This window comes from Providencia sp. Marseille-Q8014 (assembly GCF_965112055.1).
On sequence record NZ_CBCOPT010000001.1, the window covers coordinates 1711699 to 1726505 of the forward strand.

The window sequence follows — 14807 nt, forward strand, 5'->3', positions numbered from 1 at the left end:
CCAATTTTACCAATCACAAATTTTGTGACTTAATCTAAATTATTATTAAGTGAAACTCAATATAAATAAATCATCATGTGGAGGGTTATCTTCATAAAAGGATAATTTATGGTTATTTTATTGACATTAATAGGGTAAAATAGTGAATTCAAGAATTATCCTATTTTGAGTGAATACACGGTATTGCTCATACTTTATGTGAAACACATCTGGATTTGATGAGTTTTGTCATGAAATAGAATGTGTTCTTTTTAGATATAGAGGGTACCGATACTATAAGTATTTCTTTTATATTTGGCGACAATAGCATTTTTGATTTATCGATTATGTTGGTTTAATATGGATAGTTGTCACTCTCCATTTATCTAAGGAAATAGAATAAGAGGTTGTACAGTAGCTACCAGATACAAAGGATATCTCTTATAGAGATAGAAGATTTGTATTGATGTTACTTAGCTAATGAATCATGAAAAATAGATATAGGTTATTTAGACTAGAAGATATTAATTATGGTTAATTTTATTCACCATTTAAAATGTCAATTCAGTTAGCAGCAAGAAACATCCGAACGTTGTAAGGTAATTTATATCTTTTTAGTTAAATGGATATAACGAGCCCTTAGATAGGCTTTGTTGTTTTGTGATTTACTATGAGTTAGTGAGGTTTTAGTGAAGGTTTGTATTATTGGTATTTCCGGTGCAGGTAAAACAACATTAGCTAAAAAATTATCAATTAAATTTAATACACCCGCATATGCGTATGATGATGTGTACTGGGATAAAAGCAACGGAGAATACATTAAGAATACTCAGGAAGTGATGAATTCACTGATTTCTGACATAAAATCTCAAGGAGGTTGGATAGTTGAAGGGGCTTATGACCGGCGAATGACCCCATTCTTTGAAGAGTGTTCTTTGATTATCAGATTAAAGACCCCATATAGGGTATGTGCGTTCAGAATAATAAAGCGGTTTCTATTAGCAAGAATCGCAAGACAAAAACCTAAGGAAACGTTGCTAAACACAATTGAATTGCTTCGTTTTGCAAAGAAATTTGATAACAAGCTAGATATCTTTTTTAATTCAAATCAATCACTACTTCAAAAAGTGGTTGAAGTGAATGATATCAACCAGTGCTCACTGGCAATTAACAAACATTTCATTGAAACTGCATAGTATGAAAGGGGAGTAATGTCATTTCCTATGTTGCAAATAGTAACCTTTAAGTGGTCCTTATAAGCTCAACTCTTCAGTAGTTCCGTATAATCACATAACGTATGTATTAGTGTACAGTGTGAATTAGGATGCGTTATGCGAGTCTAGAGCACATGCTTGGTTATTCTGAATATTCGTCATAAAAAGGAAATGAATATCAGCGTATCCAAAAATGCTCTACTTTTAGCATCCACTTTTTTTTGCGACATAAAATATTATTATGGAAATAGGTAATTATTGAGTAAGAGGTCAGAATGTTTAATGTCGCGATTGTTATTTTCGATGAGTTTACGGATATTGATTATTTTTTGATGCGGGATATTTTTGGTCGTTGTCGTGAGGACTGGAATGTCAGCGTTTTGGGAACCAAGCCTTATCACACCTCGACGCTTGGGCAAAAAGTCGACACGGATGGACATGTCTCATTAGCAAACCAAGCTGATGTTGTTTTATTTAGTAGTGGCCAGCAAGGTATTCCTAATGCCCTTGCAGATGAAGATTTTATGCGATCTTTTAAGCTTGATAGTCAGCGACAAATTATTGGTTCTATTTGTGCAGGTTCCTTTATTTTGCATCAACTTGGCCTATTGGATAATACCCAAGCGACGACACACCCAGATGCAAAAAATGCATTGATAAGCATGGGGGCAGATGTTGAAGATAAGCCTCTTGTTATTCGTGGTAATATTGGTACTGCTGGTGGTTGTTTATCGGCATTATATTTAACGGGATGGATTGCAGAAAAGCTTTTTGATAGTAATAAACGCCGAGAAATGCATCGCCAGATACTCCCCGCAAACCAACACGAGTTATATGAAAAAATGATTGTAGATGCGATCGCAGAAGCCAAAATATAGTGTCATTTTACGTTGGTGAGTATTTAAAATATAGAATAGGGCGCATTTGATTTGCCCCAAAAAGTTGGATGCTTTTAATTTAACGTAAAGGGTACAGGCCATTGTGTGGCCTTTTTTATTTCACTTGTGAATCTTCTCGCTCAGAAAATGCCTGTAACTCTCTAACGTATCTATGCCATTCCATCTAACGGGCAAGCAGAAAAAATTATTCATGAAATTGGCGATATAAGAATATCACCCACGACTCAATGGTATGCTCAAACCAGAGCCAGAGGAGAATCTACTAGCAAAGGAAAGGCTGCTAGATGGGGTGCTTACGAAGAACGAGATGGTGTTAGAATTCGAGTTGTTTACTTACCTGAGACAGGTAAAGTAATAATTGTATTTCCTGATTAAAATCCAGTATCTAAAGCATATAAGCCAATTAAGTGAGAACTATAAATCATGAATAAGTTAGATGCTCAAATTAAAAATTTTGGATCACTGTTTTTCGAACGTTTAGATACAGAATTATTACAAGATGCTATTAATTACATAGAGTATGATGAAAGAGGTCTAGCGTTTGAAACTATTTGTGACTATATAAGTGAATACGAAATCCTTATAACGCCAGAGGAATATGATATAGCAATTCAAATCAGTAATGAGCTAAAAATTAATACCAATGATATTAGCTTGCTACATATGAAAGAGCTGATATTGAAAAAATAGTAAATTAAAAAATCTCAGCTCCACACTGGGAGCTTCCTTAGCGATCTAACTCGCTCTCAGTCAGCCGGATAATCAATTGTCCGGCTTGCCGAGTGAGGGGATAGTGACTGCCTACCTCAGATCCCCATATCTTTCAACCACTTACCACTAAATATCAGTTGCGGGCTGGGGGTAGGTTTACTTTGGTTGGGGACGTAACCCTCTGTATACTGTCTGGTTTTGACCCCTATTTTTCTTTAGTCGTTGGTGTTAATTGCCGCATCTAATCCTCTTATTGACTTCTCTTTTTATTCAAAAATACCTTCATAAGCCACCGACAAGCGCAACTCAAAGCAACAGGATGGCAGTTTAAGCCGCGGTATTGGAAGCGAGTTGAATACCACGGCTTCGGTGAATGCTAATGAAACCGAAATGCACAGTGATTATCAATTGGTGGATAAACAAACTATCAGAAAGTCGATATGATTTATCTTTAGGCTTTGCCGTTTTTACTTGTTTAATTTTTAGCTTCATTGGGGGTATTGAAATCGAGCAGAATATACGATACCCCCAATACTCCCCCCAGAAGTTTGTTTATGTCAGTTTAGCTTTGTTTAGTTCGGTATAGCATAGAGTTGCTGTGATTGGTTTGGTAAGGTTTTTGTTTAGGTGGGAATAGTTTGGTTTAGCTTGTCATGGCGTCCCCTGCAGGAATCGAACCTACAACTAGCCCTTAGGAGGGGCTCGTTATATCCATTTAACTAAGGGGACTCAAAGAAAGTATTATAATGTTAACGTCCGGCATTCTACTTCTGACTTCTAATTGAATCAAGTTGTTACGTTGAATTTCTTTTGTAAAAGCGCAAAAAAAAGACGTTAGGTTAACTTTTGTTCAATGTGATGTCTAAGATATAAAAGTAGCCAATTTAGCGGCATATTCCTAATGTCGCTATCCATTAGGTGATGTAAAAAATGTGTTTAGAAAGAAAACAGGGCTTATATTGGTCTGGTGAATAGAATGAAAAATAAACAATCTGACTCAACAGGGCTGTAGCTCAGAAACAATAAAATAATTAGTCAAAATAACCGTAAGTTACCCATTTATTGTCTACGATACGGTCTCAGACTTAACCAATCGTGCATTTGATCACTTTTCTTATAAAAAAAGCTCACTTAAATAGGGTATAATTAACATTATTGCTGCTTGGTCATTTTGAGCACTCAAATTGGTTAACAATTATATCTATTTGGTTTTAATATAAACACATTGGTTTATAATTCGAAGAAAAGTGCCATGACTGTGGTACAGGGAATGGAGAGTATTATGAAGTTTCGCATGAGTGGCATGCTTCTTGCGGGAGTCTTGCTTGCTGGGTGCTCGAGCTCAATTAATCCTGAAACTCAGGAGCGTTCAGATCCGCTCGAAGGTTTTAACCGAGCAATGTTCAATTTTAACTACAATGTGTTAGATCCTTATGTGTTGAGGCCTGTGGCTGTTGCTTGGCGTGACTATGTGCCTATGCCGGCGCGTAACGGTTTAACCAATTTTTTTGTTAACCTTGAAGAACCTGCTAGCATGCTAAATAGCTTCCTACGAGGTGAAGTCACTCAAGGTTTCAAACACTTTAACCGTTTCTTTCTTAACACCGTATTTGGTGTTGGCGGGCTTATTGATGTTGCTTCAATGGCTAACCCTCAGCTCGCTAAGGAAGAGCCTAAACGTTTTGGTAATACATTGGGCTACTATGATGTGGGTTATGGTCCTTATGTGGTATTGCCAGGGTATGGCAGCTTCACACCGCGAGAAGAGGGGGGAAATCTAGTCGATGACCTGTATCCGATGCTGAGCTATTTAACATTTTGGATGTCAGCAGGTAAATGGGCCTTAGAAGGGATTGAAACGCGGTCACAGTTACTTGATTCCGACGGGTTGTTGAAAAATTCATCAGATCCGTATTTGCTAATGCGCGAGGCTTATTTCCAGCGTAATGATTTCTTGTCTAGTGGCGGGGAATTGAAAGCTACAGAAAATCCTAATGCGGCTGCAATTGAAGGCGAATTAGATTCTATTGATTAAAACAAGGATTAAGTCTGAGTTGAAGCTATCACTCTCTTTTGCGACTAAGCATTAGAGAGTGATAAGAGTATTATTCATTGCCTCGTTTTCCTCGAGAAGTGATAGCGTCAATAAGTGCAATAACACCTAAAACACCGATAAAGCCAACCGTAAATAATGTTCCCATACAATATCTCCTATGTTGTCATATTTGCCTCTTTAGTCATTAACGGTTAGCTTTTTATAGCGCTTAAACGTTAATTTATTTTGCCTATATGTCAGTGATACCACACCGAATTAAACAATAACTATATTGTACTCAGCATAGTGACAAGAACATGCAGGGTGTGTGATGTTATGAAAAAGAAGTGCAAAACTATTTACAACGAAATGATTGATACAAAAGAAACTGAAATAGTTTTACAGTGGTAAGCTGAATATAGTGCCAATGATAAGAATTTCACTAATCAGCTACAACTTAATTTATAGATTCAGCTGGGTAAAAGTCAAGCGTAACTCAGGCTAGAAGGGCGTTAATCCCCATTTTTAGCTAGAACGTAGTAGTGTATTTTGCTATTTAAATCAGAATGCCATGTTTATTTTTAATCAAGAAAAGCAAATGCTAGTTAAATCGTTCGGAAAAGACGGTGTTTTTAGTGCGAAAAAGGTTATTTTATTTGTGCGCTTTTTGTTTAATGACAGTGAAGAAATTTTTGAAATAGGTAGAAGAAATTACGGAAGATTGTATAAACTTCAATGATGAATTTTTTACTGATAATACAATTGAGTTGTTTAGATTATCTTGTTGTATCAGAAAATATAACAGGGGAATAACTCCCCCTGTTATATATTTGAAATGGCAGATTAGAAGGTATAGTTAAAGTTCACACCGTATAGCCACGCCGATCCTTCAGATTTAAATTGATATGCTGGAAGTGGAATTTTATCACTCTCACTTAGTTTTTCTGAAATATTCACTTTCTTACCATACATATAAGAAATACCAAGGTCTACAGAAGCATTCTCGTTAAATGCATAGGTTGTCCCCGCACTTAACCAGTAGCGATCTTGGTCTGGGATAGAAATTGAACGATATTTGGTTGGAACAGGACTTTCGTCATAGGCAATACCAGTACGGAATGTCCAGTTATCATCATAGTAATAAGTGGTACCGACAGCAAAACGCCAAGCATCTTTAAAGTTTTCAGCCTTGTGGAATAATTCTTTCCCATCACTACTGCGATATGCTGTTAAATCTTTGAATTCGCTCCAGCCAGTATAGGCTACGCTGTAGTGTAGTGCCCATTGAGGGGCAACTTTATGGTAACCTGAGAATTCCCAAATATCAGGCAGGTTTAGGTCAAGTTTACCTTTGATTTTTTCACCACCAGTACCGACTAATGGCAGGTTACTTGGTAAATTGGCTGGTAGGTCATTTGAGTATTTACCGTCTTTAAATTTAACCGTCACTTTAGAGCGGTAAGTCAAACTAAAGCGGTTGTCCGGATTGAGTTCATAGAGGATACCCGCGTTCCAACCGTAACCCCAATCATCGCCTGTGAGTTTTGCCGTTGTGGTACTAGCTGGAATAGGTGGTAATCCAAGTAGTGGTGTTAATTTCCCTAAATCACCTGCATGGCGGGTGATTTCAGCATCGGCATAAACGGCATTGACACCTAAGCCAAAGCTAAAATTCTCATTTAAGCGATATGCCCCACTTAAATTTAAATTCGCGGTTTTAAGGTCAGTTTTACCGCCGATAGGGCCAGCAGCATAATTTTTACTGAAGTCAGTTGCTAGGCCAAAGTTGGTGGTCATGGATGTGCCCACAGCCCACTTATCATTGATAGGAAAAATAAAGTGAGCATTAGGTACTAGTGCACTTGGTGCAATATCATTTGCAGTCAAGTTACTTCCTAAAGGAGATGCCCCACGTCCTTTAATATCAACACTAGGGTCGATATAAACCGCACCGACTGAAATGGCTGGACGATCGAATAACATCATTGCAGCAGGGTTACGACTACCTTCACTTGCGTTATCGCCAATTGCGCCGGCACCAGAAAATGCGCGTCCGAGCGCAGATGTGGAATATTCATTAAGCAAAAAACCAGCGGCACCCGCATTGGATGAAATCATTGCCACTGCTATTGCTAAAGCTGATCGAGTAAATAGGTTTTTCTGGCTCATGACCAAAACCCTCTTGTTTATTATTTATAGTAGGCGACTTCTATCGCAAGAAGCGCAGAATTGTAGGGTCGCTTGCCTCTATGACAAATCAGACCAGTTACTAGAGTATAGGTCTGACCACCTCATGTGTTGCAAGTATGTTTTTTGTTTATCTCTAAAATGTTTTCAAAATTGAGACGTATTTAACAAAATGGCAACATATGATGAGGGCGATTCTACTTTTAATGATTATTTATGGGGTTAGATCAAACTTATAGCGGATAGTCTGAGATTCTATTGGCGACACACTGGTTTTTCCCTCTTTTTCAGCGGTATGATAACCACTTAACAGTGTGTTGATTTGGAGAATAAAATGACTGATGCGATTAACCGTTGTAGCGCGGAAGAGACTGCTGCTTGCTGCTGTGTAGATGTAGGTACAGTTTTGGATAACAAAGATTGCACTGCGTCGTATCAGCATGTATTCGCAAGCCAAGAAGAGGCAGAATCCATGTTGAAACAACTGACAGAAAAAGCAAGGTCGGTTGAATCAGATCCTTGTGTTATCAGCCATACTATTGACCATGTTGACGGTCGGTTTGAGTTATCGGCTAATTTTACGTTTAGCTGTGAAGCAGAAAGTCTCATTTTTCAATTAGGTTTGCGTTAATCAAACGGATGATTAACTTTTCATTTCCTTCACTATGGTAAAATTTAACGATAGTGAAGGATCTTTATTGTAAACATATCTCTTTTTCCGCGCTTGGTTTCTTTTCTTTTTTCTTTCATTAATCTTCATCAAGTTGTGTGCAAGCTCGCATTTTCTCAATGTTGCTATTTTCCGAATGTAAATTTTATGTTAACAATGGTGACAGGTCAGACCTCTTTGGGCGGTAGTACATTATCAACGTGATGTTGAAGAAAGTGACACTTTCTCTATCAACTCTTAAAAGAGAGGGAGAGGAACAGCTTATTCACATATGCCATCATATTTAAAATATGGGTCTAACAGGTTACTGCCGTGGTACACATGAAAGGTTTATAGGTCATCAAACTTTTTATCACTTTTTAGCAGGAGCTACCATGAACCAACTTTCCCACCATGGTGAAAGCAATTATCCGGCAAAGGAAAGGATCGCAATCATTAGCGGCCTTCGTTTACCTTTTGCCAAGCAAGCGACAGCATATCAAGGAATTGCAGCAGTTGATCTGGGAAAAGCCGTTGTTGCAGAGTTGCTAACCCGAACCGGTATAGAAAAGCAACTTATTGAACAACTTGTATTTGGGCAAGTTGTACAGATGCCTGAAGCACCTAATATTGCACGGGAGATCGTATTAGGAACAGGCATGAGCGTTTCGACAGATGCTTATAGTGTTTCACGCGCGTGTGCTACTAGCTTTCAAGCAATGGCGAACATCGCTGAGAGCATGATGGCAGGGCATATCTCAATCGGGATCGCCGGAGGGGCAGACTCATCTTCGGTATTGCCTATTGGGGTATCTAAAAAGTTGGCAGCCACACTTTTATCTTTGAGCAAAGCCAAATCCTTTGGTCAGAAACTGTCATTAATGTCTAAATTGCGTTTAAAGGATTTATTGCCCGTTGCGCCAGCTGTTGCTGAATATTCAACTGGTTTGCGCATGGGGGATACCGCAGAACAAATGGCAAAAAGCTATCACATCACCCGAGAACAACAAGATGAGCTTGCCCATCGTTCACATTTGCTTGCGACTAAAGCTTGGGAAAGTGGTGTGTTGCAACAAGAAGTCATGACGGCATATATGCCTCCATTCAAGCAAGCATTTACACAAGATAATAATATTCGTACCAACTCTATCCTATCGTCTTATGCTAAGTTAAAACCAGCCTTTGACCGTAAACACGGTACTGTCACCGCCGCGAATAGTACACCATTAACAGACGGAGCTGCCGCTGTGTTAATGATGACCGAATCTCGTGCTAAAGCGTTGGGCTATACACCGTTAGGCTATATTCGTAGTTTTGCATTTTCAGCCATCGATGTTTGGCAAGACATGTTATTAGGTCCATCCTATGCAACACCGATAGCCCTTAAACGGGCAGGTTTGTCACTACAAGACTTAACGTTAATTGATATGCATGAAGCCTTTGCCGCCCAAACATTGGCCAATATTAAACTCTTTTCGAGCCGCCAATTTGCCCAAGAAAAATTGGGGCTATCAAAAGAAATTGGCGAAGTAGATATGGATAAGTTTAATGTGTTGGGGGGATCTATTGCTTATGGGCATCCCTTTGCTGCAACAGGGGCGCGTATGGTGACGCAAACTCTTCATGAATTACGTCGACGTGGTGGTGGGTTTGGTTTAACCACAGCATGTGCTGCGGGCGGTTTAGGTGCCGCAATGATTTTGGAGGTGGAATAATGACACACCATTCGGAAACCGAAGTTCAAGCAGAGTGCATCCAAGATGCATTTCGCCTTGAGGTTCACGCTCAAACGGTTGGCGTGATTTTCATTGATGTGCCGAATGAAAAAGTTAACACGCTAAAAGCGGAGTTTGCACAACAATTTTTGGCCATTTTACAGCAGGCGCAATCGACTTCTGGCTTAAAAGGGCTAGTCATCACCTCGGGTAAAAAAGACAGTTTTATCGCGGGTGCGGATATTAGCATGATCGCGGATTGTAAAAGTAAAGAGGAAGCCAGTGAGTTATCGCGGGAAGGGCATAAACTCTTTGATAAGTTAGAGAACTATCCATTGCCGATTGTTGCTGCTATTCATGGTGCTTGTCTTGGTGGGGGGCTAGAATTAGCGCTCGCGTGTCATGTTAGGGTCTGTTCCAATGATACGAAAACCCGTTTAGGTTTGCCTGAGGTACAGCTTGGTTTACTACCTGGGTCTGGGGGCACTCAACGTTTACCTAAATTGATTGGTATTCCCAATGCGTTAGATATGATGTTGACAGGGAGGCAGTTACGCGCAAAACAGGCACAGAGAATGGGGCTGGTTGATGATGTCGTACCGGACACCATTTTGTTAGATGTAGCGATAGCGATGGCTAAAAAAGGCAAAGTCCAACGTGCTCCACTTCCGTGGCAACAAAGGCTACTCAGTAGTAGTTTATTACGTAATAAAGTTTTTTCTAGTGCCAAACAAACAGTGATGCGCAAAACCAAAGGGCATTATCCTGCACCAGAAAAGATAATCCAAGTGGTCAAAACGGGTGTTGAAAAAGGTGCTAAAGCAGGATACGAAGCGGAAGCAAAAGCGTTTGGCGAGTTAGTCATGACACCAGAATCAGCCGCTTTACGTAGTCTATTCTTTGCTACAACATCATTGAAAAATGAAACGGGATCTTCAGCTAAGCCACTAAAATTTAATCAAATTGGTATCTTAGGTGGCGGTTTGATGGGGGGCGGCATTGCATTTGTAACAGCAATGAAAGGTAACCTTCCTGTTCGTATCAAAGATATTAATGATAAAGGGGTAACTCACGCATTAGGGTATAGCTGGGATTTATTAACACAAAGAGTTAATAAAAGGCGAATGCTTGCGCGTGAACGTAGTGCTGTGATGGCGAAAATATCAGGAACCTTAACTTATCAAGGTTTTGAGCATGCAGATATCGTTGTTGAAGCTGTTTTTGAAGATTTGGCTTTGAAACGAAAAATGGTGACTGAAGTACAAAATGTGACTCAAGGAAAAGCCATTTTTGCATCAAATACATCATCGTTACCTATTCATCAAATTGCTGAACCTGCCGCTCACCCAGAAAAAGTGATTGGTCTGCATTACTTTAGTCCTGTCGATAAAATGCCTTTAGTCGAAGTGATCCCCCATCAAAAAACAGATGATGAAACGATCGCAACCGTCGTGGCGTTTGCCAAACGCCAAGGTAAAACGGCAATCGTGGTTGGGGATGATGCAGGTTTTTATGTAAATCGTATTTTAGCCCCTTACTTATGTGAAGCTGCCGAATGTTTAATGGCTGGGGAATCAATTGAACATATTGATAGTGCTTTAGTCGATTTTGGTTTCCCTGTCGGGCCATTCAACTTACTTGATGAAGTCGGTATTGACGTAGGAACGAAAATCTTACCTATTTTAGTGAATCGCTTTGGTGATAGGTTCAAGGCGCCTGATCTTTTAGACAAAGTGAATAAAGATGACCGTAAAGGTAAGAAAAACGGGAAAGGTTTTTATTTATATGGACATCAACCATCCTCTAAGCTGCGCTTTTGGAAAAAATCTAAAAAACGTCAGGTAGATAAGAGCATCTATTCATTAATCAATGTGCATCCAAAAAACCATTTAAGTAAAATTGATATTGCTGAACGCTGTGTGATGCTTATGCTCAATGAAGCTGTTCGCTGTTTAGATGAGAAGATTATTCAAAATGCACGTGATGGTGATATCGGTGCGGTCTTTGGTATTGGTTTCCCTCCTTTCTTTGGTGGGCCATTCCGTTATATGGATAGTCTTGGGATCCAAAAAACAGTGGATACGATGAATAATCTAGCTGAACGTTATGGTGATAAATTCCGTCCGTGTGAGCTTTTATGCAAAATGGCAGAAGAAAATAAGACATTTTTTCAGTAAGTGATGATTGAGAATCATTAGCTCACTAGATAAAGCACGGATTAACAACTCAGAATTCAAGGCCTGATATATTTGCTCCAGTTGGCAATTATCAGGCTTTTTATTTGTTGAGTAGAACGATTATTGTTAAGGTAAACGGTTGGAAAATAGTATTTGTTTATGAAATACCTGACATACCTTGATTAAGAGAGTGTGCCAAATTTTATGTGTTTTTCAGACAAAATCAGTGACAAAAAACTACTCAGGTCATTTTATTTGCTAGAAGTTTGATGCAGAATCACTCTTCGCCCCACTGATGGTGACTTTTACAACAAATTATATTAACAAAAAGATTAGCCAATGCTTGTCGTTAGGCTACTCAGATGGTGGATTATGCAAGTTTATATTATGCGTCATGGTGATGCAGCGTTACAGGCTGCGAGTGATGCGGCTAGAGTATTAACCCAGAAGGGAAAAGATGATTCGGCCTTGATGGCTCAATGGTTGAATAAACGTAACCCTGCCATTGATAATATCCTTGTTAGCCCTTATGTCCGTGCTGAACAAACATTGCAGGTTGTGCGAGAACATCTTAGCTTACCTCATCAAGCGACAGTCATGGATATGTTGACCCCCGGTGGTAATGCGGCATTTGTGGCTGATCATATTCGTGATTTGGCAATAATGGGCGCTAATGCAGTGCTGGTGGTTTCACATTTACCGCTGGTGGGGTATTTGGTGTCGGAATTATGCCCCCATGAGGCTCCACCTATGTTTATCACCTCCTCAATTGCATGTATTGAGTTGGATGTGAAACGTCATAACGCTCACCTTGAGTGGATGTTAAGTCCAGCACAGCTTTCTGTGAATCAGTAATCACGGATTTATGTTATCGATTTGCCCCTTAAGGGGCCTTGAATTTTTTAAACGTAAGTTTTTTTTCAACTGACTAAACAGTCGCTTGCTAGCGTCTAGTATGCTCTTGAGTTTCAATAAGTAGTAGCAAAGATGCATTACCTCCCCATTCTTTAGGTGCTTGATGGAAAGCGATAATATCAGGATGTTGTGCTAACCAAAGTGGGGTTTGCTGCTTTAAAATATGTTTACCATGACCATGCATAATACAGGCGCAGAAGACATTTTCGCGTTTACATGCTGCGATTAGTGCGCCAATTTCTTGTTTAGCTTCCATTTGAGTTAGGCCATGTAAATCGAGGAATAGTTCAGGAACATAGTCTCCTCTACGCAACTTTTTTAGCTCATACGGGTTTGACCCCGGTTTTAAATAGCGTGTAGGACCTTCATCTTCCAACTGGGGTTGGAACTCATCTGAAAAGTAAAATGAAGCATCAACTTGTTCTTGTTGTACTTTTTTTACAGAAGGTTGTGTCACTTTAGCGCGAATAGGTGGGTGCAGCATTTGATCTTGCTGAATTTTTTTGGTTCCGCGAATAGCCTCTTTAAACAGAAGAATATCATCTTCTTGTAATCCAAATTTATTTTTCATTTTTTATAAACTGTCTTTTTTCGTCAATCTTATTTTCTTTAGTGTAACCTATTTTGGGATGTGGCGGATATAACGTTGAGAGATAAGCTTTAGCTAACAATTTTTTAACTAAATATCCGAGTTTATATTGACAAGCGTTGTTTTATTAGGCTAATTGTATATACATATATAGACCTTTTATTCTAAACGCTATATTTAATGGCGTAGCGCCTGTATCAAGCTGTTGTGTTACTGAGACTTTTTATCATCACATTTAAGCATGATTGACGTCATAGAAAACATAACAAATTGTTTTATCAATATAAAAAGGTATTACTAACCCTTATAGGACTCATTATGTCATTTAAAACACTTGCTCATGATGTTATTTGGCGAAATGGACGCATTGCAACCATGGATGCGAATCTCAATGTGGCGTATGGGCTTTTAGAAAATCACGATATGGTGACGCGAGATAACTTGATTGTTGCAATTGTTCCAAAGGGGGAACTTGATAGTCGTGATGCGAAGGTTATCGATCTCGAAGGGCGCTTAGTGACGCCAGGGCTAATTGACTGCCATACACATCTTGTTTTTGGTGGTAATCGTGCCGCAGAGTGGGAACAACGTATGAATGGTGTCTCCTATGAAGCGATTAGCCAGCAAGGTGGTGGAATTAATTCAACAGTTAGGGCAACACGGTCGCTCAATGAAGAGCAATTATATCAAGTCTCACAGCCGCGTTTAGAAGCTTTGATCCGCGAAGGGGTGACGACAATTGAAATGAAATCAGGCTATGGTTTGGACTTAGAAAGCGAGCAAAAGCAGTTGATGGTTGCAAAAAAACTCGCTGAATCCTATCCAGTGACCGTGAGTTCCACGCTATTATCAGCACATACTGTACCTCCTGAATATAAAGATAAATCAGATGAATATATTGACCTGATTTGTTGTGACATTATGCCTAAGTTGTGGGAGCAGGGGCTATTTGAAGCGGTAGATGTATTTTGTGAAAGTGTCGGTTTCTCACTTGAGCAAAGCCAAAAATTATTTTCTGCGGCTCAAAAGTTAGGCATTCCAGTCAAAGGCCATGTTGAGCAGCTATCAAATCTTGGTGGCAGCGAATTGGTGGCTAGTTTTAAAGGGCTTTCAGTTGACCATATTGAATATCTTGATCTTAAAGGAATTCGCGCATTAAAAGAGAGTGGTACGGTTGCTGTATTGTTACCGGGGGCATTTTATTTTTTAAGGGAAACGAAGTTGCCACCGATAGACTTATTGCGTGAACACCAAGTTCCCATGGCAGTATCGACAGACTTTAACCCAGGAACAAGCCCTTTTGCATCGTTGCGAATGATAATGAACATGGCAGCCGTTTTATTTAGACTAACACCTGAAGAGATTTGGGCTGGCGTGACCTGCCATGCCGCGAAAGCTTTAGGTCGTGAAGATAGCCATGGACAATTAAGAACGGGCTATCAGGCAGACTTTGTCGTGTGGAATGCTGTCGATCCTGTTGAAATGATTTATGAGCAGGGGAGTCAGCCTTTGTATATGCGAGTTTATCAAGGAAGAATTAGCCATCAAAATGACTAACTAAACAGCGGGATATATTGTGCTAAGGGTTATTTAATAATGAACTAAGGTATCAATGGAAATATCCATCACATTATTTTTATTGATTCTGAAAAATAAGTTGAAAAACGTCCATTTATCCCGTTATTTGTTGGTTATGAAAGGTATTAAATCACTATCACAGTTCGCTTGATGGTTGCT

General features: G+C 39.3%; 11 protein-coding genes and 1 tRNA gene. 9 read left to right on the forward strand and 3 right to left on the reverse strand.

Features of this window, described 5'->3' with window-relative positions:
* Positions 1-668: 668 nt before the first annotated feature.
* From ACWPW6_RS07470 to ACWPW6_RS07480, 3 genes are all read left to right on the forward strand, one after another.
* Positions 669-1175 carry a P-loop NTPase family protein gene (locus tag ACWPW6_RS07470; RefSeq protein WP_163861055.1) on the forward strand — a complete coding sequence of 169 codons (507 nt, stop codon included), beginning with the start codon at positions 669-671 and terminating at the stop codon, positions 1173-1175.
* A 293-nt stretch (positions 1176-1468) separates the two neighbouring features.
* Complete coding sequence (locus ACWPW6_RS07475) at positions 1469-2071, forward strand: DJ-1/PfpI family protein (protein WP_154624807.1); 603 nt, start codon at positions 1469-1471, stop codon at positions 2069-2071.
* A gap of 444 nt (positions 2072-2515) precedes the next feature.
* Positions 2516-2782 carry a MafI family immunity protein gene (locus ACWPW6_RS07480; RefSeq protein ID WP_196713244.1) on the forward strand — a complete coding sequence of 89 codons (267 nt, stop codon included), beginning with the start codon at positions 2516-2518 and terminating at the stop codon, positions 2780-2782.
* A gap of 675 nt (positions 2783-3457) precedes the next feature.
* Here the strand turns inward: ACWPW6_RS07480 and ACWPW6_RS07485 are convergent.
* Positions 3458-3532: transfer RNA gene (locus tag ACWPW6_RS07485), tRNA-Arg, on the reverse strand.
* A 553-nt stretch (positions 3533-4085) separates the two neighbouring features.
* On the opposite strand from ACWPW6_RS07485, the gene mlaA reads away from it, so the two are divergent.
* Positions 4086-4838 (forward strand): phospholipid-binding lipoprotein MlaA, encoded by a 753-nt coding sequence (gene mlaA / locus ACWPW6_RS07490; protein ID WP_154623994.1) that lies wholly within the window; start codon positions 4086-4088, stop codon positions 4836-4838.
* An 843-nt stretch (positions 4839-5681) separates the two neighbouring features.
* Here the strand turns inward: mlaA and fadL are convergent.
* Complete coding sequence (gene fadL, locus ACWPW6_RS07495) at positions 5682-7007, reverse strand: long-chain fatty acid transporter FadL (protein ID WP_250000324.1); 1326 nt, start codon at positions 7005-7007, stop codon at positions 5682-5684.
* A gap of 352 nt (positions 7008-7359) precedes the next feature.
* On the opposite strand from fadL, the gene ACWPW6_RS07500 reads away from it, so the two are divergent.
* From ACWPW6_RS07500 to sixA, 4 genes are all read left to right on the forward strand, one after another.
* Positions 7360-7656, forward strand: coding sequence for a YfcZ/YiiS family protein (locus tag ACWPW6_RS07500; RefSeq protein WP_250000325.1), 297 nt, complete (start codon positions 7360-7362; stop codon positions 7654-7656).
* Between the two features lie 413 nt (positions 7657-8069).
* Positions 8070-9389 carry an acetyl-CoA C-acyltransferase FadI gene (gene fadI, locus ACWPW6_RS07505; RefSeq protein WP_154623996.1) on the forward strand — a complete coding sequence of 440 codons (1320 nt, stop codon included), beginning with the start codon at positions 8070-8072 and terminating at the stop codon, positions 9387-9389.
* On the forward strand, positions 9389-11566 hold the full coding sequence (gene fadJ / locus ACWPW6_RS07510; RefSeq protein ID WP_163861081.1) for a fatty acid oxidation complex subunit alpha FadJ: 2178 nt from the start codon (positions 9389-9391) through the stop codon (positions 11564-11566). Before fadI ends, fadJ begins: the two co-directional genes overlap by 1 nt.
* Positions 11567-11938: 372 nt before the next feature.
* Positions 11939-12421 (forward strand): phosphohistidine phosphatase SixA, encoded by a 483-nt coding sequence (gene sixA / locus ACWPW6_RS07515; protein ID WP_154623998.1) that lies wholly within the window; start codon positions 11939-11941, stop codon positions 12419-12421.
* A gap of 88 nt (positions 12422-12509) precedes the next feature.
* Here the strand turns inward: sixA and smrB are convergent, their stop codons facing one another.
* Complete coding sequence (gene smrB, locus ACWPW6_RS07520) at positions 12510-13052, reverse strand: endonuclease SmrB (protein ID WP_154623999.1); 543 nt, start codon at positions 13050-13052, stop codon at positions 12510-12512.
* 336 nt (positions 13053-13388) lie between these two features.
* Between smrB and hutI the strand changes: the two genes are divergently transcribed.
* Positions 13389-14627, forward strand: a complete 1239-nt coding sequence (gene hutI, locus ACWPW6_RS07525; protein ID WP_154624000.1) for an imidazolonepropionase — start codon at positions 13389-13391, stop codon at positions 14625-14627.
* Positions 14628-14807 lie beyond the last annotated feature (180 nt).

Bases quoted from the DNA above. Each gene is read 5' to 3' on its own strand.
- smrB (WP_154623999.1), bottom strand. From the start codon at position 13,052: ATGAAAAATAAATTTGGATTACAAGAAGATGATATTCTTCTGTTTAAA.
- ACWPW6_RS07500 (WP_250000325.1), top strand. From the start codon at position 7,360: ATGACTGATGCGATTAACCGTTGTAGCGCGGAAGAGACTGCTGCTTGC.
- fadJ (WP_163861081.1), top strand. From the start codon at position 9,389: ATGACACACCATTCGGAAACCGAAGTTCAAGCAGAGTGCATCCAAGAT.
- fadL (WP_250000324.1), bottom strand. From the start codon at position 7,007: ATGAGCCAGAAAAACCTATTTACTCGATCAGCTTTAGCAATAGCAGTG.
- hutI (WP_154624000.1), top strand. From the start codon at position 13,389: ATGTCATTTAAAACACTTGCTCATGATGTTATTTGGCGAAATGGACGC.
- ACWPW6_RS07480 (WP_196713244.1), top strand. From the start codon at position 2,516: ATGAATAAGTTAGATGCTCAAATTAAAAATTTTGGATCACTGTTTTTC.
- fadI (WP_154623996.1), top strand. From the start codon at position 8,070: ATGAACCAACTTTCCCACCATGGTGAAAGCAATTATCCGGCAAAGGAA.
- mlaA (WP_154623994.1), top strand. From the start codon at position 4,086: ATGAAGTTTCGCATGAGTGGCATGCTTCTTGCGGGAGTCTTGCTTGCT.
- sixA (WP_154623998.1), top strand. From the start codon at position 11,939: ATGCAAGTTTATATTATGCGTCATGGTGATGCAGCGTTACAGGCTGCG.
- ACWPW6_RS07475 (WP_154624807.1), top strand. From the start codon at position 1,469: ATGTTTAATGTCGCGATTGTTATTTTCGATGAGTTTACGGATATTGAT.